Annotated in this window: 12 protein-coding genes; 10 read left to right on the plus strand and 2 right to left on the minus strand. The window is 66.0% G+C overall.

Annotation, left to right across the window (positions count from 1 at the left end; all coding sequences use genetic code 11):
- Positions 1–108: 108 nt before the first annotated feature.
- The 10 genes from ACQ4WY_RS26670 to ACQ4WY_RS26715 all read left to right on the plus strand — a co-directional run bounded on the left by ACQ4WY_RS26670 (position 109) and on the right by ACQ4WY_RS26715 (position 21,916).
- The gene (locus tag ACQ4WY_RS26670) at positions 109–849 is read left to right on the plus strand and encodes a hypothetical protein (RefSeq protein WP_436506680.1); all 741 of its coding nucleotides are present in this window, start codon (positions 109–111) and stop codon (positions 847–849) included.
- Entirely contained in the window at positions 846–1,421 is a 576-nt protein-coding gene (locus ACQ4WY_RS26675; protein WP_436506681.1) for an RNA polymerase sigma factor, read from the plus strand. The genes ACQ4WY_RS26670 and ACQ4WY_RS26675 overlap by 4 nt, the downstream gene beginning before the upstream one ends.
- 8 nt (positions 1,422–1,429) lie before the next feature.
- Entirely contained in the window at positions 1,430–2,404 is a 975-nt protein-coding gene (locus tag ACQ4WY_RS26680) for a FecR family protein (protein ID WP_436506682.1), read from the plus strand.
- Between the two features lie 146 nt (positions 2,405–2,550).
- The gene (locus ACQ4WY_RS26685; protein ID WP_436506683.1) at positions 2,551–15,216 is read left to right on the plus strand and encodes a filamentous hemagglutinin family protein; all 12,666 of its coding nucleotides are present in this window, start codon (positions 2,551–2,553) and stop codon (positions 15,214–15,216) included.
- 8 nt (positions 15,217–15,224) lie between these two features.
- Complete coding sequence (locus tag ACQ4WY_RS26690; RefSeq protein WP_436506684.1) at positions 15,225–15,944, plus strand: RNA polymerase sigma factor; 720 nt, start codon at positions 15,225–15,227, stop codon at positions 15,942–15,944.
- 76 nt (positions 15,945–16,020) lie between these two features.
- Entirely contained in the window at positions 16,021–16,680 is a 660-nt protein-coding gene (gene paoA, locus ACQ4WY_RS26695) for an aldehyde dehydrogenase iron-sulfur subunit PaoA (protein WP_436506685.1), read from the plus strand.
- The gene (locus ACQ4WY_RS26700; RefSeq protein WP_436506686.1) at positions 16,677–17,636 is read left to right on the plus strand and encodes an FAD binding domain-containing protein; all 960 of its coding nucleotides are present in this window, start codon (positions 16,677–16,679) and stop codon (positions 17,634–17,636) included. Before paoA ends, ACQ4WY_RS26700 begins: the two co-directional genes overlap by 4 nt.
- 4 nt (positions 17,637–17,640) lie before the next feature.
- Positions 17,641–19,866, plus strand: a complete 2,226-nt coding sequence (gene paoC / locus ACQ4WY_RS26705; protein WP_436506687.1) for an aldehyde oxidoreductase molybdenum-binding subunit PaoC — start codon at positions 17,641–17,643, stop codon at positions 19,864–19,866.
- Between the two features lie 353 nt (positions 19,867–20,219).
- The gene (locus tag ACQ4WY_RS26710; RefSeq protein WP_436506688.1) at positions 20,220–20,504 is read left to right on the plus strand and encodes a hypothetical protein; all 285 of its coding nucleotides are present in this window, start codon (positions 20,220–20,222) and stop codon (positions 20,502–20,504) included.
- A gap of 425 nt (positions 20,505–20,929) precedes the next feature.
- Positions 20,930–21,916, plus strand: a complete 987-nt coding sequence (locus tag ACQ4WY_RS26715; RefSeq protein ID WP_436506775.1) for a magnesium and cobalt transport protein CorA — start codon at positions 20,930–20,932, stop codon at positions 21,914–21,916.
- A gap of 9 nt (positions 21,917–21,925) precedes the next feature.
- Here ACQ4WY_RS26715 and ACQ4WY_RS26720 read toward each other — a convergent pair whose 3' ends face one another.
- Together ACQ4WY_RS26720 and ACQ4WY_RS26725 are read right to left on the minus strand one after the other, a co-directional pair.
- Positions 21,926–22,624, minus strand: coding sequence for an alpha/beta hydrolase (locus ACQ4WY_RS26720; RefSeq protein WP_436506689.1), 699 nt, complete (start codon positions 22,622–22,624; stop codon positions 21,926–21,928).
- Positions 22,625–22,702: 78 nt separating this feature from the next.
- Positions 22,703–23,764 (minus strand): alpha/beta fold hydrolase, encoded by a 1,062-nt coding sequence (locus ACQ4WY_RS26725; protein ID WP_436506690.1) that lies wholly within the window; start codon positions 23,762–23,764, stop codon positions 22,703–22,705.
- Between the last annotated feature and the right edge of the window lie 85 nt (positions 23,765–23,849).

A 23,849-nucleotide genomic window follows, 5' to 3' on the forward strand; every position in this document is an offset into this window, starting at 1 on the left:
CCGTCATTTTTTGAGTGTAGGCTATTGCAGTTGATGCAAGAATTGTTACTTGGCAATGCCTTGTTTTCACGCAGTTCCACCCTCACACGATAGCGACACGATAGCGATATGACAGGCAGCCCGGCATCCGTCCATGTGCTTGCGCTGGCGGGATACCTGGTACTGCTGGGTTTCCTGACCGCGGTGGGACCCGTGCGGGCGCAACCGGCCGACGGCCCCGTGCTGCAGTTCGATATCGCCGCGCAAAACCTTGGCGAGGCGCTCGACCTGTACAGCCGCCGCACGGGCATCGCCGTGCTGATGGACCAGCGCTACGCGCAGCGCCAGTCAGCCGCCGTGCGTGGTGCGTATGCGGCGGGCGCGGCCCTGCAAGCCTTACTTGAGGGCACGGGTCTGCTATCGCGTCTGTCTGACGCCCAAGCCGTCATCGTGTATGCCCCGGCGGGTGCCGTAGCAACTGCTGCGGACTTGCCGCAGGCCGCCGTCGTGGCGGCCGCCGACATACCGGGCGCCACGCAGGGCGGCGGCGATTATGCGGCCTATGTCAGCCGCTTGCAGCACGTGCTGCTGGGGCTGCTGTGCCGCGCAGCGCAAACGCGTCCCGGCGGCTACCGCCTGGCGCTGCAGCTGTATCTGAACCGCGCCGGCGTGGTGGACCGCGTGCACCTGCTCGACAGCACGGGCTTGCGCGCGCGCGACACGGCCATCGCGCACCTGGTGCTGGGCATGAGAGTGGGCGCGGGACCATCGCCGTCGATGCCGCAGCCCGTCTCCATCCTGCTGCTGCCGCAAGGGCCGGGCAGCGAAGTCGATTGCGCCCCGGACGCGCCGGCAAGGACCGCGCCATGAGCATGCCCGACCTGCGCACCAAGCTGAAACGCCACCTCAGTTCGCGCTACGCCGTGCTGCGCTGGCGCCTCGAACGGGTGGTTGGCTGCAAGCACCATGCGGCCGATGCGCTGCAGGAAACCTGGCTGCGCCTCGAAGCGATGGTGGCGCCTGGCCCAGCCGCCGCGCCCGTCCACAATCCCGACGCCTATCTGCTGCGCATGGCGGCCAATATCGCCACCGATGCCTACCGCCGCGACCGCATCATTGTCACCGAGCGTGAACGTGAAGAACTGATGCACCTGGCCGACGAGGCCGGCGACGACATCAGCGACCCGGCGCGCATCGTCTCGGCGCGTCTCGACGTGCAGGCGCTCGACGTGGCCTTGGCGGGCCTGTCGCCGCGCCGCCGCGCCATCCTGACGGCGGCGCGCATCGACGGCATGCTCAATGCGGAAATCGCCGAGCGTTTCGGCATTTCCGTGGCGATGGTCAAGAAAGAATTGCAGGCCGCCATGCAACACTGTAAAACGTGCATGGCCGATGCCGATGCCGCCCAGCGCAGCGATGTGTCGGGCCGCCGTAAATATTGATGAATCTCATGACTGCTTCTGACCGCGATCCACGCGACACTTTCGATACTGCCGACAGCGACGCTGACATCGGCCAGCAAGCCGCTGCCTGGTGGGCGCGGCTGCGTTCCGATGATTTTACGCAGGCCGACGCCGACGCCTTGCGCGCCTGGTGCGCGCGCAGCCCCGCGCATGCGCGCGCCTGGCGCGAACTCAAGCAAGTGTGGCAGGCCCTTGATCCTGCGCTGCAAGAAGCTGCGCCGCAGCGGGCGGCCGTGCTGGCGTTTCCGCTGCGTCCCGGGCGGCGTGCCTTCCTCGGCGGCGCGCTGGCGGCCGGCGTGGCCGTGCTGGCCTTGCGTCCACCGCTGGGGGCCTGGCCGTCGCTGCAGGAATTGAGCGCCGACTACCGCACGGGCACGGGCGAGCAGCGGCAAGTGGCCCTGTCGCAGCAAATGACGGTGCAGATGAATACGCAGACGCGCATCAATGTACGGGCGCCGGAAGCCATCGAATTGCTGGACGGCGAGGCGGAAATCTTCGCCAGCGGCGCGCGCCAGCCCGTCACGGTGGTGGCGGGAGCGGGGCGCTTGCTGGCGCAGTCGGCCCGCTTCAATGTGCGCCACACGGACGACGCCGTTTGCGTCACCTGCCTGGCGGGCGCCGTGGAAGTGCACTGGCAACAGCGCCGCCAGACCCTCGATGCGGGTCAGCAACTGGTGTATGACGAGCGGAGCGTGCAGGCGGCCACGGCCGCGCCGGCGGAGGAGGCCAGCGCGTGGCGCACGGGCGCGTTGTCGTTTGTCGGCAGGCCGCTGGCCGATGTCGTCGATGAAATCAACCGCTACCGTCCGGGCCGGGTGGTGCTGCGCAATGCCGAGCTGGGCCGCCGCCTCGTGCGCATGCGTTTTTCCATCGGGCAAATCGATGGCGCACTGGCGATGATACGCGACCTGTACGGCGCACAAATGACCAGCCTGCCAGGCGGCATCGTGCTGCTGAGTTGATCTGAATTGCAGCGCGTATCCGGCCACCCTGCAAAAATATTTTACAAAAGCATTATCCCTTCCGCCGCCCAGCTACGTCATGGAGGCATGGACGCTTGCGCTAGCGCCAGCTCCGTTCCCTTCTCTCTAGCCAGGAAACCATTGCCATGACCAAGCTTCACACTGCCCAGCGCCCAGTCCCAACCGTTGACACGGGCGCGCAGCGTACCTCCACGCTGGGCAGCCGCTTGCGGCTCACGCCGCTCGCTTACGCATTGACCACCATGCTGATGGCGGGCGCCTTTACCACGCCGGCGCGCGCCCAGCAGGCGTTCAGCGGCGGCTGGTTCGCGGCCAAGGGCGCGGCGCAAAATACGGCGGCCACCTCGGGCCGCCTGCCGAATGGCCAGCCGCTGCCGCTGGGCAGCCGCCCCGAGGGGCAACAACAGCAGGCGAACCAGCAGTTGCAGCGCTCGCTCAACAACCTGAACCTGGCTGCGCGCGCCATCGCCGCGCAGCAAGCGGCCCAGGCGCAAGCGCGCCAGCAAGCCGCCGGCGGCGCCAGCGCGCCAAATGGCCTGGCACAGGGCGGCTTGCAGGTCGACACCAACAGCCTGACGGCCGGCTGGCTCAATGCCCAGGCGCCCGTGCAGACAGTAGCGAACGGCAAGACGGCCGTGGTGGTGCAGCAGACGGCGGACAAGGCCATCCTGAACTGGGAAACATTCAATGTGGGCAAGGACACGACCCTGACGTTCCAGCAGCAGAAGGACTGGGCCGTATTGAACCGGGTCAACGATCCGCAAGCGCGTCCCAGCCAAATCCAGGGGCAGATCAAGGCCGATGGCACGGTGCTGCTCGTCAACCGCAACGGCATTGTGTTTACCGGCACGAGCCAGGTCGATACGCGCAGCCTGGTAGCGGCTGCGGCCCGCATCAGCGACGCGCAATTCCAGAAGGACGGCATCTACAGCCCCGGCACGGCGGGCGGCACGACATTTGCCGATGCGGCCGGCAAGGTGCAGGTGCAGGCCGGTGCGCGCCTCGCCAGCAATGCCCCGAAGGGCAGCACGGAAGGCGGCGGTTACGTAATGCTGCTAGGCAAGGAAGTCCACAATGCGGGCGAGATCAGCACGCCCAAGGGGCAGGCCCTGCTGGCCGCGGGCGACAGTTTCAACATTAAAAAGGGCGTGGGCACAGATGGCAATCCGCTATCGACCACGCGCGGCAGCGAAGTCACGCCGCAGTTCGCGGCTGCCAGCACGGCGGGCAAGGTCGTCAACACGGGCCTGATCCAGGCGCGCGAAGGCGACATCACCCTGGCTGGGCGCACGGTACAGCAGGACGGCGTGCTGCTCGCCTCCACCACGACAGCCACGCGCGGCACCATCCACCTGAACGCGCTGGGCAGCGACGCGGCAGTGACGCTGGGACGCGGCGCCACCACGGCCATCCTGGTCGAAGACGATGGCAAGACCACGGCGCTCGACAGCCAGCGCGACGCCATGCGCGGCCCGGCCGTGACGTCCACGGACAATATCCTTGCCGTGAACGACCGCCGCGACCAGTCGCGCATCGAGATCGGCAGCGCCGGCACGGTGGAATTCATGGGCGATTCCCTGACCCTGGCCACGGGCGGCCAGATCGCCGTCAATGCCAGCAGCCGCAGCCTGCTGCGCGATGGGGCCCAGCTCGACGTCTCCGGCGCCGTCGGCGTGAAGGTGGCGATGGAGGCGAACAATGTCGAGATCAATGTGCAGGGCAACGAACAGCGCGATGCGCCCGTCAACCGCGACGGCAAGGCCTTGATCAACAGCAATATCTGGGTCGACCGCCGCAAGCTGGTGTTCGTACCGAAGGGCACGAACGGCTACGACAGCGACCGCTGGTACACGGCCGGCGGCTTGCTGGAAGTGGCTGGCTACCTGGGCACGCAGGGCCATTCCGTCAGCGAGTGGATGGCGCAGGGCGGCACCGTGACCTTCGGCGGCAAGGACGTCGTGACGCAGCTTGGCTCCAGCATCAACCTGTCGGGCGGCACCCTGGACGTACAGACGGGCGCGCTGCGCCAGACCTGGCTGAAAGGCCCGGACGGCAAGCTATATGAAGCGGGCAGCGCGCCCGCCGACTTGCCGTATGCGGGCGTGTACAAGGGTTACGAGGAAGAACACGCGCGCTGGGGCAAGGATGCCAGCGCCTTCTACGCCAATCCCCTGATCGCCGCGCAAAAACGCCTGGAAAACGGTTACACGGTGGGCCGCGATGCGGGCAAGCTGGTGGTCGCTACCGCTTCGGCCGTGCTGGAAGGGGGGATCGCGGGCGACGTCTTCCAGGGCGAGCGCCAGGCGCAGGCGCCGCAGGCGTTGCTCGACGGCTACCAGCAGTCGCAACTGGCGGCCGCGCAGCGGGGGCAATTGATCGTTGGCCAGTATCAGCCGATGTTCGACAAGCGCACGGGCGTGCTGCAGCATGCGCTGTCGGCCGTCATGGACGAGGTGCGCCTGACGCGCGTGCAGGACGGCATCGCCGCCGGCCTCGACGTGGCCGACGTGTTGGCTGCAGAGCGCCAGGGCAAGCTGCTGCTCGACACCAACTTGCTGAACAATCAGCAACTGGGCGCCATCCGCCTCGCCGCGAAAGGCGCGATCACCGTCGACAGCGCGCTGCAGGTGGCCGACGGCGGCAATATCACCTTGTTTGGCAAGGACGTCGCCATCAACGCCAACTTGCGCAGCCATGGCGGCAGCATCATGGCCGGCAATGTGCTGAACCAGATCGGTGCGCTGGGCATGCTCGATACCTTCGTCAATCCGGGCGCACCCCCGGGCAAACTGGTGCTGGCCGATGGCGTGAGCCTGGACACCAGCGGCTTGCTGGCCAATGTGCTGCGCGACCCGCTGGCCGCCGCCGGCCTGCCATATTTGAACGGCGGCACGGTATCGTTGCGAACGTACGGCGACTTGCGCATCGGCAATGGCAGCCTGATCGACGTGAGCTCCGGCGCGGCCATCCTGGCGCAGGCGAAACAGCAGGGCGGCAAGGGCGGCAATGTGATCCTGGCCAGTTATGGGCCTAAGGCCGACCTGCTGCTGGGCGAGGGCGCGCAAGTGCGCGGTCATGGCGTGCAAGGCGGCGGTAAGCTGGAATTGCAGGCCAACAAGATCGCGATTGGCCAGTCTGGCCCAGCCGATACCGCACCGAAAGCTACCCTGCAGCTGGGTGCTGACTTCTTTGACAAGGGTTTTTCCAGCTATAGCCTGGTCGGCAAGCAGCGCTTGACGGTAGCGGATGGCACGCAGGTGGATGTGCGCATGCCCGTGCTGCGCGTGGTGGACAATGAAAGCCTGGCCCTATGGACGCCGGAGCAATACACGGAAAACGCGGTCAAGGGCACTATGACGCAGCGCAAGGGCGCCAGCCTTGCCTTGCAGGTGGGCGATATCCAGTCCGGCGCGGCCGACATGGCCAGCGCCGAACTGCTGGTGGGCAAGAATGCCGTGGTGAATGTCGATGCGGGCCAGGCCATCAAGCTGTCCAGCGTGGGCCAGCTGACGGTGGACGGGCGCTTGAACGCCTGGGGCGGCAAGATCAGCCTGGGTGGCGTGACCGTCGATACGCCTGTCTCCGAGGCGGTGGAGGCGGCCGGCCATGGCCGTTCCCTGTGGATAGGCGACAACGCCGTGCTGGACGTGGCGTCGCGCGCCGTGACGGCCACGGACGCGCAGGGCCGGCGTTATGGCAAAGTGCTTGACGGCGGCAGCATCGTCGTCGGCGGCGAGATCAACCACGCACAGGGCAGTACATCCGCGGCCAGCCTGTTTGTCGTCGTGCGTGACGGCGCCGTGCTCGACGCTTCCGGCGCGCATGTCGTGCTGGACGTGAACGGCGCGGCGGTCGACGTGGCCAGCGCGGGCGGCAGCATCGCGCTGGCGTCGAACAATGGCTTGTACCTCGATGGCCAGCTGCTGGCCAGGGCGGGTGGCGCGGGTGCGGCGGGCGGCACCCTGTCCGTTGCCACGGGCTCGCCCGAATACCGCAAGGAGCTGGCGCAGGCCAAGGTGCTGCAGGGACGCCAGCTGAGGTTGACGCAGCAGCAGGGCGCCAGCGACCTGGCCGATGGCGTCAGTGCCCGGGAGGCGGCTCAGGACGGGGCGCAGGCCCTGCAATATGGCCATGGCCGCTTGTCCGTGGCACAGGTGGACGCTGGCGGTTTCGGCAACCTGGCCTTGCTTGGCGCCGCCACCTTCGATGGCGACGTGTCGCTGAAGATGAAGCAGAGCTTCCAGCTGTACGGTACGCCTATGCTGTCGCCCGGCAGTGCGCCCGGCGCGCGCGTCAGCGTGGCGGCGCCCTATGTGCGCCTGGCCAGCGTCAAGCCCGTTGGCCGTGATTTCTATGTCAGGCCGGGCAGTGCGGGAGAATCGCCGGTCGCCAGCCAGATCCGCATCGAGGGCGACCTGATCGATGTGCGCGGCCTGGTCGACATTGCAGCCAACGATGTGCGTCTGACCAGTCGCGGCGACTTGCGCTTCCTGCTGTCCCCGCTGGGCTGGGATGGTAATCAACCGACGACGGTGTTGTCCGCACCAGGCGACATGACCCTCAGTGCGGCCCAGCTGTATCCGGAAACGGGCGCGGGTGCGGCCGTGCGCGCCGGTTATGCCAAGCTCAAGGGCATCATGGGTTACGATCCCACGCGCACGCTGACCATCGCGCGCAGCACGGATACCATTCCCGCCGTGCCGTACTCGGCCTTTGGCATGCTGCAGTTCGGCGCCGCGCACATTGAACAGGGCGGTATCGTGCGCGCACCGCTGGGCCTCATCAACCTTGGCATGAGCCTGCGGGGGGGCGAGAATAGCCTGAGCATCAATTTATTGCCTGGCAGTATTACCTCCGTCAGCGCCGCCGGCATGGCCATGCCGTATGGCGGCACGGCCGATGGCCAGAACTGGAACGTCGATGGCAAGAAGACGGAGTTTATCGGCGTCGGTGGCGTGTATGCCAACGGCGCCATGCGCATCGGCGTCGATATCGTCAGCGTGGAAGTGGCCGTCAAACCGGGCGCCGTGCTCGACCTGTCCGGTGGCGGCGAATTGACGGGCGCCGGTTTCATCGCGGGCCGCGGCGGCTCCACCGATGCGCGCTACCATCCGCTGGTGCAGGTGGGCGCGAATGGCGGTTTCGTGTTGCCGGGCCTGGCGACCAACCCCGTGTACGCCATCGTGCCGGGCGTGCAAACGCCGCAGGCGCCCACAGGCGGCGAAAAGGGCGCTTCCGATGCGGTTGTGGGCCGGCAGGTGACGATAGGCAATGGCGTGCCAGGCTTGCCTGCTGGCACCTACACCCTGATGCCGTCGACCTATGCCTTGCTGCCGGGCGCTTTCCGCGTGGAACTGAACGGCCTGGCGGGGCAGGGCAGTGCAGGCACACTGGCGCAGCCGCTGCGCAACGGTTCCTGGGCCGCGCCCGGCACCCTGTCGATTGCCGGCACCGATATCCGCGCGCCCATGGCCAGCCAGCTGATACTTACGCCGGCCAAGGTCTTGCGCACGTATTCCCAGTACAACGAAACTGGCTATGCCGCGTTTGCCCTGGCCGATGCGCAAACGCGCGGCATTCCCCGTCCGCTGCTGCCGGCTGATGCGAAGACGCTCAAGCTGCAACTGGCGCCAGGCGCCGGCATCGACGCCTTCCAATTTGAGGGCACGGGCAAGTTTGGCGCCGCCACGGGCGGCTTTGGCGGCACCGTGGCGGTGATATCGGGCGGCCCCGAGGATATTGAAATCGTCGCCGACGGCGCGTCGGCCACGGCGGGCTTCGGCGGCGTGACGCTGCACGCCGCCAGCCTGAACGCGATCGGCGCTGCCCGCATCGTGATCGGTTCCGCGCCCATCATCAACTATGGACAGGGCGGCAACTACATCAGTTTTGGCACGGCGCAGGCACATAATATCTACCTGCGTACGGGCGCCATCCTCTCGGCGCCGGAAGTGCTGCTGCTGGCGCGCGATCCGTGGAATATCGAATGGACGGCCGGCTTGATCGATGTCGCGCCCGGCGCGGGCATCAACACGGTGGGGCGCGGCAAGGTCGCCTATGACGCCAACGACGGTTTCGTCTACCAGAGTAATGAGGGTATACATATGCTGGCGGCCTCGAACGGCTTGATGAACGTGGCGCCGGTCGGCGGTTCGGCGCGCGGTGGTATCAGCATCGGCGTGTGCGACGACGCTTGCGCCGGCACCAGTACAGCGAGCCTGTACTCGGAAGGCACCTTGCTGATGTCGACCAATGGCAGGTTCGAACTGGACGACACGGCGCGCTACGGCACGCGCAACCTGAGCCTGTCCGTGGGCGCCATCAACATGGGTAGCAGCGAGGCGCTGGCGGCCGCCCAGGCCAGCGGCACGCGTTCCAGCGGCCTGGCCATGAACCAGAGCGTACTGGACCGCCTGCTGCGCGGCGATACCAGCACGGGCGCGCCAGCGCTGCAGGCGCTGATGCTGAGCGCTGCGGACAGCATCAATTTCTATGGCGACGTGATGCTCGATACTTACGACAAGAGCAGCGGCAAGTCTACGCTGGAGCGCCTGGTGCTGACCACGCCGGCCATGTATGGCCAGGGCGGCGCCGATACCGTGGCCACCATCCGCACGGCCAACCTGATCTGGGGCGGCGCGCTGTCGCCAGCCGGCAATGTGATCGCGCACGGCGCCGGTACGGGCAGCGGCACACTGAACCTGGAAGCGGAACGCATCGATTTCGGTTTCGGCCCCTTCACGCAGCCGGCCGGTGTCGCCTCGTTCGACCGCCTCGCGCTGGGTTTTGCCAACGTCAATCTGAAAGCGTCAGGCCAGGTCACGGCCAACTACAAGGGCAGCCTGTCCGTCTACCAGGCGCAGGGCGCGTATGAGACGGGCAAGGGTTTCCGGTACAGCGGCGGCAAGCTGAACATCAGCACGCCGCTGCTGACGGGCGACGCAGGTTCGGCGCACAGCTATACGGCGGGCGGCGCGCTGACTGTGGCGGCACCGGCCGGCGCGGCGCCAGCGGCTGCCGTCAAGAACAACGACGGACTGGGCGCCCAGCTGGCCTTGAATGGCGACAGCGTGACTGTGGCGACAGCCGTGGTGTTGCCGAGTGGCAAGCTCACCGTCAACGCGCAGCACGACATCACCGTGGCAGACGGCGCGCGCATCGACATGGCGGGCCGCAAGAGCACCTTTTTCGACGTGGATAAATACAGCTGGGGCGGTGACGTGACCCTGGACAGCCGCGCCGGCGATATCCGCCAGGCTGCAGGCAGCGTGATCGACCTGTCGGCCGAGAACAATCGCGCCGGCAGCCTGAAGGCCGTGGCCCTCGATGGCGTGGCCGGCATGGTGGATTTGCAAGGCAAGATCCTCGGCGGCGCCAGTGGCAGCTATGACGCGGGCGGTACCGTGGTGCCGTACAAGAACGGCAGCGTGGACGTGCGCGCGCAAACCCTGGGCGCGGGCGGCACACTGGACAGCCAGTTCGCCGCGCTGAACAAGCGCCTGACGGATGGCGGCGTGATGGGCGGGCGCAGCTTTCAGCTGAAACAGGGCGATCTGACGATAGGCAATGAAGTCAAGGCGGGCGAAGTGCAGGTGTCCGTCGACAATGGCCGCCTCACCGTCGCTGGCGTGATAGACGCCAGCGGCGAGCGTGTGGGTAGCATCCGCCTGGCCGGCAAGCATGGCGTCACGTTGGCCGGCAACGCCGTGCTCGACGCGCATGGCACCGTCTTGCGCGTTGACAGCTATGGCAAGATCATCGACAGTCCGAACCGGGCCATGGTGGAACTGAACTCGGGCGAGGGCACATTGGACCTGGCCGGCGGCGCGCAGATCGACGTGCGCCACGGCACGGCGGCCGTGGCTGGCAAGGGCAAGGGCGAATATGACGGCGCCGCGCGCGGCACGGTGGAGCTGAGCGCGCCACGCCTGGGCAGCGGCGGTTCCCGCGCGGACGTTGACGCCGCCACCTTTGGCGATATCGCCATTGCAGCCGGTGGCGGCTTGACCATTCGCGGCGCGAAATCCATCGCCGTCAACGCCATGCAGCGCTACGACGACGCAGCCTACGCCATGGTGCCGGGCGCCAATGGTCAGCCCGTGCAAGACCTGTCGGCCAGCGGCCGCCCGTATCAGGTGATCAATCAGGCGTATCTCGACAGCAAGCATGCGGACAGCACGGCCTTCATCGATGCGGCGCTGGCCAACACGCACTTGCGCAATGGCAAGCTGGCGGGCTTGAACACGGCCGCGTATGCCGACGCGCTGCACCTGCGCCCAGGCGTCGATATCGTCAGCAAGACGCCGGATGGCGACCTGGTGGTGCAGGGCGACCTGGACCTGTCAGGCATGCGCTACGCCAGCCTGAACCCGCGCTTCCAGCAGACGGGCGTGCGCGGTTCGGGCGAAGTGGGCAGCTTGCTGCTGCGCGCCGGCGGCGACTTGAGCATTTACGGCAGCATCAACGACGGTTTCGCGCCGCCGCCCGCCACCAAGGATGACAAAGGCTGGGTATTGCTGCCGGGACGCGACATCAATGGCAGCGACGTCATCGTGCCGGGCCAGGGCGTGACCGTGGCCGATGGCACGCTGTTCCCGGGCGGCATCGCGCTCAACTACGATTTGCCCATCAAGGGCTTTAATCTGGACGCGAATACCCGCCTGCCCGCAGCCGTGACCCTGGACCAGGCAGTGACCTTGCCAGCCGGCACGGTGCTGGCGGCCGCCGTGCGCAACAGCGCCGGCAACATCATCCATGCGGCCGGCAGCCTGCTGGCCACGGCGCAAACCTTGGACGCCGGCATGCGCCTCGACGCAGGCAGCGTGCTCAAGCAAACGGTGAAAGTGAGCGCCATGACCTGGCCCAAGGGCGTGCCGCTGCCTGGCGTGGCAGGCGAACGTTCCAGCTTCATGCTCAACGGCAACCTGGCGCTGGCCGTGGGCTCATTGATCCCGTCCGGCACCGACGTGAAGCTGATGGCCAATGTGGCGGCTATCCAGCTGCGCCCGGAAGTGGCGGGTAGCCAGGGCAAGCTGTGGGCCATCGCGCCCATGCTGGCCGAAGGCTCGCAAGCGTGGGGCATGCGCCTGGTGGCGGGCGCCGACCTCGATGCAGCCGACACACGCAGCGTGCAGGCGCATCCCGACCATGGCACCCTGCGCCTGGCCGACAGCCATTACGGCATGCACGGTATCCTGGTGCCGCCGAAGGGCGTGCAGTACTGGACCAAGGAAGCGCAGGAACTGGGCGAGCGGGAGGGCATCCCCGGCATCGTGGCGGGCGAACCCATCACCGAAGAATTCACCAGCCAGTTCGGCCAGACTGTCGAGGTATTTTGCGCCAACGACCCGAGCATGTGCGTGCTGAAGGTGGCATACGTGTGGACCAAGGCAGGCGCCGAAGAGTTTGCGGACCCCAGCGTGAAGGCGGGCGACCTGCTCGACCCCGTGGCATTAGGCTGGCCAACTTTATGCGAGGAATATCCCACCTGGTGCGGCACCTCCAGTCCCACGTTTGACTACAAGGCGAGCAGCCTGCGCTACAGCGTGCTGCGCACGGGTACGGGCGACCTGGACCTGGTCAGCGGCGGCGACTTGCGCATGGACAGCCTGTATGGCGTGTACACGGCCGGCATGTCGTCCACGGCGACGTTATCAGGCGACCCGTTCAACCAGGCACGGGCGCGCAATGCCGACGGCAAGGTATTGAACAATCCGGACGGCGAGCATGAACACCTGGTCGATGGCGGCACCGGCAGCATCTACCGCGCCTGGTACCCCGACCAGGGCGGGAATCTGCTGCTGAAGGTCGACGGTGACCTGACCGGTTCGCTACTGGGCCGCAGTGCCGCGACCAATTTGCGCCCCGTCACATCGGACGCTGGCTACGACAGCACGGCCGTGGGCAACTGGCTGTGGCGCCAGGGCAGCGGTGGTCTCGCCATCGGTGGCCTGGCACAGCCGGTGGCCTGGTGGGTCAATTTCGGCACCTATGTGGGCCGCAGCACCCTGGCCGACGACGTCCTGGGCTTTACGGGTTTCGGTACCCTGGGTGGCGGCAATCTGCGCGCCGACGTGGCAGGTGACGCGGGCGCGCTGGCGCTCGCGCAGGGCAGCAGCTATGACGCGAATATCAATACCCGTTCGCAGGGCTTGCTGCTGGCCGTGGGCAGTACTGGCCGCGTGAATGCTGATGGCAGCATGCTGTTGACGGGCGGCGGCGACCTGGACCTGCGCGTGGGCGGCGCCATCAACCCGGCAGGCATGCCGAATGCTGGCCACATGAATGGCGCCCTGGTCGACTTGCGCGGCCACGCGGAAACGTCGGCCGCGCAACTCGGTAGTTTGGTGCTGCAATACGGAACACAAAGTACTGATCACGCGCCGAAAGAAACACGCGCCTACGATGCCTTCACGGCCACGCGCGCTACGCCACGGGGCGGCATGACCCTGGTGCCGGGCGACGCCACGTTCAGTGTGGCGACCCTGGGTGACCAGGTGCTGCAGGATGTGGCCGATCCGGGCCGCGTACTGATGGTCAACCCCACCTCGGCGCTTGCGTCATCTGGAGAACTGGGTGTCGGCTACAGCTGGTTCAGCTTGTGGACGCCGCACACGGCGCTTGACCTGTTCTCCGCCGGCGGCAATCTGACGCCGTTGACGGGGCCGATCGGCACGGAGACCGACTTCGCCACCATTTACCCCTCCATTGTGCGCGTTGCTGCCGCGCATGGCAGCCTGTACTACGGCAAGACGATCGTGGACCGCAATGGCGCCGATAGCTATGCCGCACCTCTGCTGCTGGCGCCTTCGCCCTATGCCCAACTGCAATGGCTGGCCGGCGACTCCATCTATGCAGGCGGTTTTACCATCGGACAGTCCGGCGCGGCGGCGGACAGCATGGCGACGCCGTTCAAGCCAGCCTATATCGCGCGCACCCCCAACTCGTGGTCGACCGGCCCCCTGGCCAGTAATCTGTCCAGCACGGGGGCGCCGGCCACGGAAGACAAGTATCCGCTGTTCGCCTTCGGTCCCGATTCGGCCGCCGGCCCCGGCAACAGCGGCACGCAGGCGGCCCGCATCTATGCCGTCAAGGGCGACCTGGTCGGTGTCAACGTCGGCCGCATCGTCGAGTTCTACGACGCCAAGCACGCGGGCATCACCTGGTACGAGGGCGCGCAGCCTGTCTGGATGAAGGCGGGCCGCGACATCGTCAGCAGCGGCACGGCGCTGCTGGAAGGCGTCGCCGGCAGCGAGAACGGTATGATGTTCAACAACAGCAGCAACCTGTTCGTGCATAACAATGCGTATGACGTATCGGTGGTATCGGCCGGACGCGATATCCTCGGCAGTTCCTTCAACGTGGCCGGCCCCGGCACGCTCGACATCAGTGCCGGACGCAACATATTGATGCAGGACAAGGGCAGCGTCGTCAGCCTCGGCCCCGTCGTGGCGGGTGACAAGCGCCCGGGTGCCGGCATCGCCATGCAGGCGGGCGTTGGCGCGGCCGGCCTCGACTACCTGCGCTTCGTCAAGCCCTATCTTGACCCGGCGAACGTGGCGCAGACAGGCGTGCCGCTGGCCGACCAGGCCGGCAAGGTGGTGAAATCGTACGAGAAGGAGCTGGCTGCGTGGCTCGGCGAGCGCTACGCCTTCAAGGGCACGGCAGCCGAAGCGCAGGCCTTTTATCTGGCCTTGCCCGAGCCGCAGCAGCGCGTGTTTGCCCGCGATGTGTATTTCGCGGAACTGAAGGCGGGCGGGCGCGAGTACAACGACTGGGACAGCTCCCGTTATGGCAGCTTTTTGCGCAGCCGCAACGCCATCGCGGGCCTGGCGCCGGCCGCCGACGCCAGCGGCAAGGCGCTTTCCTATGCGGGCGACATCATCATGTACCGCGGCACGTTTGGTCTCTACAACCCGGACTCGGGAAGAAACGACCGCATCGTTCCCCGCAGCGGCTATGTGCACACCAACTTCGGCGGCGACATCCAGCTGCTGACGCCGGGCGGCAAGCAGGTGTTTGGCATCGAAGGCGAGGCGCCGCCGTCGACTTCAGGCGTCATCACCAAGGGCGGCGGGAATATCGACCTGTTCTCGCACGGCAGCATTCTGCTGGGCCAGAGCCGCGTCATGACGACGTTTGGCGGCGATATCCTCGGATGGTCGTCGGAGGGCGACATCAACGCGGGACGTGGTTCGAAGTCGACCATCGTCTACACGCCACCCAAGCGCGTGTATGACAACTGGGGCAACGTGACCCTGTCGTCCGACGTGCCGAGCACGGGCGCCGGTATCGCCACCCTGGCGCCGATCGCGGAAGTGCCGGCCGGCGACGTGGACTTGCTGGCGCCGCTGGGCACCATCGACGCGGGCGAGGCTGGCATCCGTGTCTCGGGCAATGTCAACCTGGCCGCGTTGAAGGTGATGAACGCGGCGAACATCCAGGTCAAGGGCGAAGCGAAGGGCATGCCGACGGTAGCATCCGTCAACGTGGCTGCCATGACGAATGCCAGCGCGGCCGCCACGCAGGCGACGGCGGCGGCGCAGGACGTGGTGCAGCGCGAGCGCGCCGCCACCCGTTCGGCGCAGCCATCCGTGTTCACGGTGCGTGTGCTGGGCTTTGGCAGTGAGGCACCGCCCGACAGCACGCAAGCTACCCCGGCCGACGGCGCGCGCATCGAGGCGGCCGACTACAACCCGCGCAGCGCCGTGCGCGTGCTGGGCCTGGGCCCGCTGCCGGAATCGGCCACGCGCCAGCTGACGGCGCAAGAGCGCAGCAGGTTGTCGCCATGATGGCCGGCATGGCTCGTGCCTTGCCTTTGCGCATGACGGGTGCCATGGGGCCTGCGGGCATGGCCTGGTACCGTCCCGCCATCCGGCCCCGCCTGCAGGCGGCCAACGATATGGCGCCCCTGCCGATACCGGCGCCAGGGCAGGGCGCCCAGCTGCAGGTGGTGCTGGAAAGCAATTACGCGGCCTTGCACCGGCGCCTGGCGCGTCACCTGGGCTGCGTCGAGCTGGCCAGCGACAGCTTGCACGACGCCTGGCTGCGCCTGGGCGCGCTGACGGCCGGGGATGGCGCTGCGCTGGCGCACAGCCCCGTCGCCTATGTGTTTCGCGTGGCGTGCAATGCGGCCATGGACAGCCTGCGTCGCAACCGCGCCTGGCTGTATGCGGACGAGGGCGATGGGGGCGGCGCCGCTGGCCTGGTCGAGTTCCTCGCCGATACGGCGGCGGGGCCGGAACGCCTGGCCGAGCTGCAGGCCGACGTGCGGCGCCTGGCGCAGGCCGTCGAGCTGCTGCCGCGGCGCCACCGGCAAGTGCTCGAAGCGCTGCGCGTGGACGAGCTGACCCGCCAGGAAGTGGCCGAGCGGCACGATATGTCGTTGCGTAATGTCGATACGGCCCTGCGCCAGGCGCTCGACCATTGCGCGCGCCACACCGGTTATGCGGCGCAGGGAGGGGTCGGCACGACCCGGCGCAGCCTGAGGCTGAACGTTCGTTCGCGTACAGACGCGTAGGAATCAGGCCGTCAGACTGCTGCTTCGGGCCTGCATGCGCCCACCCAGCCAGTCCACAGCCAGGAGGAAGCGCGAGATGACAGAGTCTAATCACATCAATGCCGGCAGGCGCGGCTTGCTGATCGCCGGCGCGCTGTCGGCCACGGCGGCGGCCGTGCCCGGTGTGGCGGGGGCGGCGCAAGCGGTGAATACGGCCACCCAGGCCGGTTTTTCTCCGCCGCCCGTCCTGATGAAAATCAGCCTGGACGTCAATGGCCAGCGCCACAGCCTGGAACTCGACACGCGCACCACCTTGCTCGACGCCTTGCGCGAACACCTGCACCTGACGGGGACCAAAAAGGGCTGCGACCACGGCCAGTGCGGCGCCTGCACCGTCATGCTGGACGGTCAGCGCATCAATGCCTGCCTGAGCCTGGCCGTCATGCATGACGGCGCCAAGGTCACCACCATCGAGGGACTGGGCACGCCCGATAAACTGCACCCGATGCAAGCTGCCTTCATCGCGCATGACGGTTATCAATGCGGCTACTGTACCCCGGGGCAAATCTGCTCGGCCGTCGCCGCGCTGGCAGAGATCCGCCAGGGCATCCCCAGCCACGTCAGCACCGACTTGAATGCGCCGCCGCAAGCGACGCCGGAAGAATTGCGCGAGCGCATGAGCGGCAACATCTGCCGCTGCGGCGCCTACTCCAACATCATCGAGGCGATTTCCGAGGTGGCGGGGAGGCCGGCATGAGAGTGTTCAGCTACCAGAAGGCCGCCTCGCCGGCCGAAGTGGCGGCGGCCGCCTCGCACACGCCGGGTGCCCGCTTTATTGCCGGCGGCACGAATCTGCTCGATCTGATGAAACTGGACATCGAAACGCCCGCGCATCTGATCGACGTCAATGGCCTGGCGCTGGATAAAGTGGAAGCAACAAAGGATGGCGGCTTGCGCATCGGCGCCCTCGTGCGCAACACGGCGCTGGCGGCGCACCCCATGGTGCGCCGCGATTACGCCGTGCTGTCGCGCGCCTTGCTGGCCGGCGCCTCGGCGCAACTGCGCAACAAGGCGACGACGGCCGGCAACCTGCTGCAGCGCACGCGCTGCCCCTATTTCTATGATACGAACCAGGCTTGCAACAAGCGCGTGCCGGGCAGCGGCTGCTCGGCCATTGGCGGCTTCAGCCGGTCCCTGGCCATCCTGGGCGGCAGCGATGCCTGCATCGCCACGCATCCCAGCGACATGGCCGTGGCCATGCGCGTGCTCGACGCCGCCATCGACACGGTGCGGCCCGATGGCAGCAAGCGCACTATCCCCATCGCCGACTTTTACCGCTTGCCGGGCAACACGCCGCAGCTGGAAACGGTGCTGCAGCCGGGCGAACTGATCACCAGCGTGACCTTGCCCCGGCCCATCGGCGGCACGCATGTCTACCGCAAGGTGCGCGACCGCGCCTCGTACGCGTTCGCGCTGGTGTCCGTGGCGGCGATTATCTTGCCCAACGGTACGGGCCGGCTTGCCTTGGGTGGCGTCGCGCCCCAGCCGTGGAGAGTGCTTGCCGCCGAACAGGCGATACCCGATGGCGCCGGCGCCGTGAGCGAACGCCTGCTGGCCGGCGCGCATCCCACCGCCGACAACGCTTTCAAGGTGACCCTGGCGCAGCGCACGATGGCTGCCGTGATGGCTGAAGCACAAGCGAAGAAAGGCTAAGGCCATGAAGTTCACGACACCTGCGACCACCAATCCCATCGACCAGCTGAAAGTCGTGGGCCGTCCCACGGACCGCATCGATGGCCCCCTGAAAACCACGGGCACGGCGCCGTACGCCTATGAACAAAACAAAGCCGCGCCGCACGCCGCCTATGGCCATGTCGTCGGCGCGGCGATTGCCAAAGGGCGCATCGCTTCGCTTGACGCCAGCGCGGCGCTGCGCGCACCCGGCGTGCTGGCCGTGGTGACGGCGGAATCGGCGGGCAAGCTGGGCAAAGGCAAGATGAACACGGCAAACCTGCTCGGTGGCCCCGAGATCCAGCATTATCACCAGGCCATCGCGCTGGTGGTGGCGGAAACCTTCGAGCAAGCCCGCTCGGCCGCGCAATTGCTCGACGTGAAGTATGTCGAACAGCCCGGTGTTTTCAACCTGGCCAAGGCCAAGAGCACGGCGACCAAGCCGAAGGACGGCAAGCCCGACAGCAAGACGGGCAACTTCGCCGGCGCCTTTGCCAATGCGCCAGTTCGGCTGGACGCCACCTACACGACGCCTGACCAGTCGCACGCCATGATGGAGCCGCACGCCTCGATTGCCGCCTGGGAGGGCGACAAGGTGACGGTCTGGACGGCGAACCAGATGGTGGACTGGGGTCGTGGCGACCTGGCCCGCACGCTTGGCATTGCGAAAGACAAGGTGCGCATCGTTTCGCCCTACATCGGCGGCGGTTTCGGCGGCAAGCTGTTCGTGCGCGCCGAAGCCTTGCTGGCGGCCCTGGGTGCGCGCGCGGCGCAGCGCCCCGTCAAGGTCGCCCTGACACGGCCCTTGATGTTCAACAACACGACGCACCGGCCCGCCACCATTCAGCGCCTGCGCCTCGGCGCCACGCGCGATGGCAAGATCACGGCCATCGGCCACGAATCGTGGTCCGGCGATTTGAAAGGCGGCGGGCCGGAAACGGCCGTGATGCAGACGCGCCTGCTGTACGCGGGACCAAACCGCATGACGGCCATGCGCCTGGCCGTGCTGGACTTGCCGGAGGGTAACGCCATGCGCGCGCCGGGCGAGGCGCCGGGCCTGATGGCGCTGGAAATCGCCATGGACGAGATGGCGGAAAAACTAAAGTTGGACCCCATCGTCTTTCGCATCCTGAACGACACCAAAGTGGACCCGGAAAAGCCCGGCCGCCCGTTTTCCCAGCGCCGCCTGATCGATTGCCTGCGCACGGGGGCCGTGGAGTTCGGCTGGAAGGAGCGGCAAGCGCAGCCGGGCACGCGGCGCGACGGCCGCTGGCTGGTTGGCATGGGCGTGGCGGCCGCCTTCCGCAACAACCTCGTCATGCAATCGGCCGCCCGCGTGCGCCTCGATGGCAACGGCATCGTGACCGTGGAAACGGACATGACGGACATCGGCACGGGCAGCTACACCATCATCGCCCAGACGGCGGCCGAAATGCTGGGCGTGACCTTAAACCGTGTCGTCGTGCGCCTGGGCGACTCGGATTTCCCCGTCTCGGCCGGTTCGGGCGGGCAGTGGGGCGGCAACAGCTCGACGGCCGGCGTCTACGCGGCTTGCGTGCGCCTGCGCCAGGCCATCGCCGGAAAGCTCGGTTTCGATGAAAAGGAAGCGCGCTTTTCCGATGGACAAGTGAGCCAGGGCGAGCGCAGCGTGCCGCTCGCTGCCGCCGCCTACCATGGCGACGTCGTTGCGGAAGATCACATGGAATACGGCGACCTCGATAAAAAATTCCAGCAATCGACGTTTGGCGCCCATTTCGTGGAAGTGGGCGTGGACAGCGACACGGGCGAAGTGCGCGTGCGCCGCATGCTGGCTGTCTGCGCGGCCGGCCGCATCCTCAACCCGACAGCGGCCTGCAGCCAGGTGATCGGCGCCATGACCATGGGCGTCGGCGCAGCCCTGATGGAAGAACTCGTACTCGACCAGCGCCGCGGCTTCTTCGTCAACCACGACCTGGCCGGCTACGAAGTGCCCGTGCACGCCGACATTCCGCACCAGGATGTCATTTTCCTCGATGAAACAGACCCCATGTCCTCGCCCATGAAAGCCAAGGGCGTGGGCGAGCTGGGCATTTGCGGCGTGGCGGCGGCGATCGCCAATGCCGTCTACAACGCGACGGGGGTGAGGGTGAGGGAGTATCCGGTGACGCTGGATAAGTTGCTGGCTAAATTGCCGGTGTCAGCGGACGTCGCTCAGGCAGCGCAGGCCATGTAGCCTTTGCTGCCTGCAATATTATTTGTCTGGAACTTATTTAACGATGGGGAGGTATCTGCAAGACGCCAGCTGTTGCTGGTGGCGCAGCTTGTCGCCTTGAACATGCTCCAGGCTCCGCCACTGCCGATTAGTCATTTCTTTTCCAAATGGCGGCGCGAGCAGGGTGCCAAATCTCCCATCATGTTGGCCAACGAATAAATGCTATTTCCTTAGCTGTTTTATTCCCGCTTCATTAACTTATTTTAATTCTGGTATATTAATTTGTGTAAGTTTTTAAAAAATTAACATCAAAACATATTGATTTAAATATTAATTGTGTTATGATTATTAATATTAAAATATGAGGAGATAAAATGAGAGATGGTGATATTTATTTTGACGATGAAATTCATAATGCTGAACAAATAGCGATAAACGAGTTCGGAGAATATGAACTATGGAACTTGCCGCCAACAATACATGCTTTCAGGTACATGGCTGAAGTATTGCTGAGTAGGCTGGCGATGACGGATGTACCGGAAGACTACCTCCAGAATATGTTGCCATCTGAGATTATCACGGTGTTGCGATGGGCGGACTTGAACAGGAAGCTTCCAGGAAAAGCGGCTGAGCGTCCCCTCAAAAAAATAAAAATATAAGAAAATTCTCCGCGTGCACGCTTCCTCAAGTGCCTTGAAGTCAGGGGATATTTCAATTTTGGCGGTATGAACAGTAATGACGCAGGATGGTTGAATTTGCATGATATGTGCCAGTTTTTCTGGCACTGTTGTTGGGAGTGCCACAGCTATTCAGTGACAACGCCACTGCGCGCCAGTACAACAGCGACGCCACCAGCAATGGCCTGGCCGTGTACGCGAAGGTCCCGCTCAGCCTGTTGGGCCACACGCATGAACTGGCGGTGGGGGCGAACGCCTACCGCAGGCAGTCGGGCGACGTCTTCAGTCCGTATTCTTTCATCAAGGTCGCCAATATCTATACTTGCCGGCCCGCCTGGCGTTACAACGCACATGGTCTTTCCGCTATACTGGCCCCCCAATATTGCCGCCATTCGCTGAAAATCACCATGGACCTGAGTACCCACGCCGCCGTCGTCAATGGCGCAGCCTATCGCGATGGCAAGAAGATCGCGCACTTTGATATCGACAAGGTGGGCGACTTCCTCGGCGATCCAGATTGTTTCGTATGGATCGGCCTGGCCAGCCCCGATGTCAAGGCCATGCAGGCGCTGCAATCGGCTTTCGGCTTGCACGAACTGGCCGTCGAAGATGCACAGGGCGCACACGAGCGGCCCAAGCTGGAAGAATACGGCGACACCCTGTTCATGGTGATGCACACGGCGACCCTGGACGGCGAGGCCATCGTCTACGGCGAAACCCACGTCTTTCTCGGCCCCCGCTTCATCATCACGGTGCGCCACGGCGCCTCGGCCGGCTATGCGAAGCTGCGTGAGCGCAAGGAAAGCGTGCCCGAGAAGCTGGCCAGCGGCCCTGGCTACGTACTGTATTCCATCATCGATTTCATCGTCGACCAGTACCAGCCCTGCATCGACCATTTGCAGGCCCGTTTCCAGCACCATGAACTGCAACTGTTCAAGCCCAGTCTGAGCGAAGACAAGCTGCAGGATTTCTACCAGCTCAAGACGGAACTGCTGAAGCTGGACGCGGCAGTCAACCCCCTGCATGACATTTGCACCCAGCTGATCCGTTTCCATGGCGATATCGTGCCCAAGGAAAACCGCATCTATTACCGCGACATTCTCGACCACGTCAAACGGGTCACGCACACGGCGGGGCAGATGCGCGAACTGGTCAATTCGGCCATGCAGGTGGCGCTGGGGCAAATTTCGATCCGCCAGAACGAGGTGGTCAAGCGCCTGGCCGCCTGGGCCGCCATCCTGGCCGTGCCCACCATGGTCTTCAGCCTGTACGGCATGAACTTCGAATTCATGCCGGAACTGAAGTGGCGCGGCAGTTATCCGGCCGTCATCGTCGTCATCATCGCCGGCTGCTACTGGCTGCACCGGCGCCTGAAGCGCGAAGGCTGGCTGTAGGCCGCTGCCTTACGCGTCCGCCACCGCGCTCGCCGCTTCCAGTATCAGCGCCGCCACTTCCGCGGGACGCGAGGCCAGCGACGCGTGGCTGGCGTTGAGCGTGATGACTTTTCGCGCTTGCAGGCGCGCTGCCATGCGCTCCTGGTTGACGGGGGAAATCATGCGGTCGGCGCTGGAAATCTGGTACCAGCTGGGTTTATGCTTCCAGGCCGGGTCGCTGACCGTGTCGCCGAAGGTACTGGCCAGCGGCGCTTTCTGCACCACGCCCAGCACGGCGCCTTCTTCCGCATCGAGGTCCTGGCAAAAGCTGTCATGGTATTGCTCGGGCTTGACCCACAGATAGCCGTCGCTATCGCCTTCCAGATTGGCCGCGCCCAGCGGCGGGTGTTCCTGCGTGATGCTGCCCGGGCTTTCGCCCGCGTCTGGCGCGAAGGCGGCGATGTACACGAGGCCCGCCACATTCGGCGCATTGCCGGCCACGCTGATGACGGCGCCGCCATAGGAATGTCCTACCAGCAACACCGGACCATCGACTTGCGCCACCATCTTGCGCGTGCGCTCGGCGTCGTCGGCCAGCGACGTCAAGGGCAGCTCGACGGCGCGGATGGCCGTGTGGCCCTGGCGCCGCAATTCGAGAATGACGCGGCTCCAGTGGGCGGCGCCGCCCCAGAAACCGTGGACGAGGACAATGGTGGCTTGCTTGCTCATGCGGATACTCCTTGGACAAGGGAAACGGCGAAGACCGCGCTGTGATCGAGGGGCACCGCGCGGTGGGCAGATGCACGCTTATTGTAGACCTTCCCAGCGCATGGCCTCGATGGCATCGACCACCGTGCTCTCGTATTCGATGAAGAAATCGCTATGGAAACCGTTGCGTATCACCAGGTGGCTGCTGCCGGGCAGGGCGGCGGCCAGGCGGTCGCCGTCGGCCAGGCGCAGCGGGCGGATAAAGTCCAGCGTCGCTTGCGCGCCGGCCTGGGTGGCTGGGTCGGCTTGCAACAGCCATGGAAACAGGTTGCGCAAGGTGCCGGGATCGACAGTGACGACCAGTGCCGGCGCACGCACGCGGCGGTAGTCGGGCGAAAAATTGTGCGCGGCCATGTCCATGGCCCTGGCGATGGCGGGCGGGGTATTGGGCCGCACGGCGCCGTCGGGTAGCACTTCCAGCGCGTCGCGCCAGTTCGCTTCCAGCGCGGGCCACCATTGCTTGTTGATCCGCCTGGCATAGACGATCGAGGCGGCCACCGATGCCAGGTCGGCCGGGCTCGGTGGTGGTTCGTCGAAGGGCGTGGCTTCAGGCTCCTCGTAGCCGCCGCTGGCCAGGTAATCGAAGGTTGTGTCCAGATAGACGAGTCCACGCACGCGCTGCGGGTGGCTGCCGGCGAACAGGGTCAGCTCGTTGCCGGCAATCGAGTGGCCGGCCAGGACGAGGTGCCCGATGCGCAAGGCGTCGAGCACGGCCAGCAGGTCGGCTACCAGGGTGGCGGGCGCGTAGGTGGCGGCGTTCACGGGCAGCGGCTTGCTCGATGAACCGTAACCGCGCCGCGTGATGGCGAGCACGCGGTGGCGGCGCGCCAGCGCGGGCGCCAGACTGTCGAAAGCGTGCGCCGTGCCACCGAGGCCGGCCAGCAGCACGATCACGTCGTCATTGGCGCCATCTGGCGCGGCCGGCCAGTCGCGCACATGCAGGCTGACACCGGGGGCGACATCAATTTGCCGGTCTATCACCTCGGCAGTGTGCGGCGCGCTGCCACCACCGCAGGCGGCCAGTGCCGCCAATGCGGCTGTGCCCAGCAACAGCAGGCGGCGGGTGTGGCAATGTGTGCCGGCGTCGGGTGTGTTGCTCATGCTGTACTCCTGTGTGGGTGAGGGCATGAGCAGTATTGGCGCCGCGCATGAAGCGCAGATGAGGGGCCGGTGAGGGAAGGCTGAA

This window comes from Janthinobacterium salmonicoloratum (assembly GCF_051380845.1).
GTDB classification, from domain to species: domain Bacteria; phylum Pseudomonadota; class Gammaproteobacteria; order Burkholderiales; family Burkholderiaceae_D; genus Janthinobacterium; species Janthinobacterium lividum_F.

What these genes read in the sequence shown, in the direction of transcription:
- ACQ4WY_RS26670 (WP_436506680.1), top strand. Translation starts at nt 109, where the DNA reads ATGACAGGCAGCCCGGCATCCGTCCATGTGCTTGCGCTGGCGGGATAC.
- ACQ4WY_RS26675 (WP_436506681.1), top strand. Translation starts at nt 846, where the DNA reads ATGAGCATGCCCGACCTGCGCACCAAGCTGAAACGCCACCTCAGTTCG.
- ACQ4WY_RS26680 (WP_436506682.1), top strand. Translation starts at nt 1,430, where the DNA reads ATGACTGCTTCTGACCGCGATCCACGCGACACTTTCGATACTGCCGAC.
- ACQ4WY_RS26685 (WP_436506683.1), top strand. Translation starts at nt 2,551, where the DNA reads ATGACCAAGCTTCACACTGCCCAGCGCCCAGTCCCAACCGTTGACACG.
- ACQ4WY_RS26690 (WP_436506684.1), top strand. Translation starts at nt 15,225, where the DNA reads ATGGCTCGTGCCTTGCCTTTGCGCATGACGGGTGCCATGGGGCCTGCG.
- paoA (WP_436506685.1), top strand. Translation starts at nt 16,021, where the DNA reads ATGACAGAGTCTAATCACATCAATGCCGGCAGGCGCGGCTTGCTGATC.
- ACQ4WY_RS26700 (WP_436506686.1), top strand. Translation starts at nt 16,677, where the DNA reads ATGAGAGTGTTCAGCTACCAGAAGGCCGCCTCGCCGGCCGAAGTGGCG.
- paoC (WP_436506687.1), top strand. Translation starts at nt 17,641, where the DNA reads ATGAAGTTCACGACACCTGCGACCACCAATCCCATCGACCAGCTGAAA.
- ACQ4WY_RS26710 (WP_436506688.1), top strand. Translation starts at nt 20,220, where the DNA reads ATGAGAGATGGTGATATTTATTTTGACGATGAAATTCATAATGCTGAA.
- ACQ4WY_RS26715 (WP_436506775.1), top strand. Translation starts at nt 20,930, where the DNA reads ATGGACCTGAGTACCCACGCCGCCGTCGTCAATGGCGCAGCCTATCGC.
- ACQ4WY_RS26720 (WP_436506689.1), bottom strand. Translation starts at nt 22,624, where the DNA reads ATGAGCAAGCAAGCCACCATTGTCCTCGTCCACGGTTTCTGGGGCGGC.
- ACQ4WY_RS26725 (WP_436506690.1), bottom strand. Translation starts at nt 23,764, where the DNA reads ATGAGCAACACACCCGACGCCGGCACACATTGCCACACCCGCCGCCTG.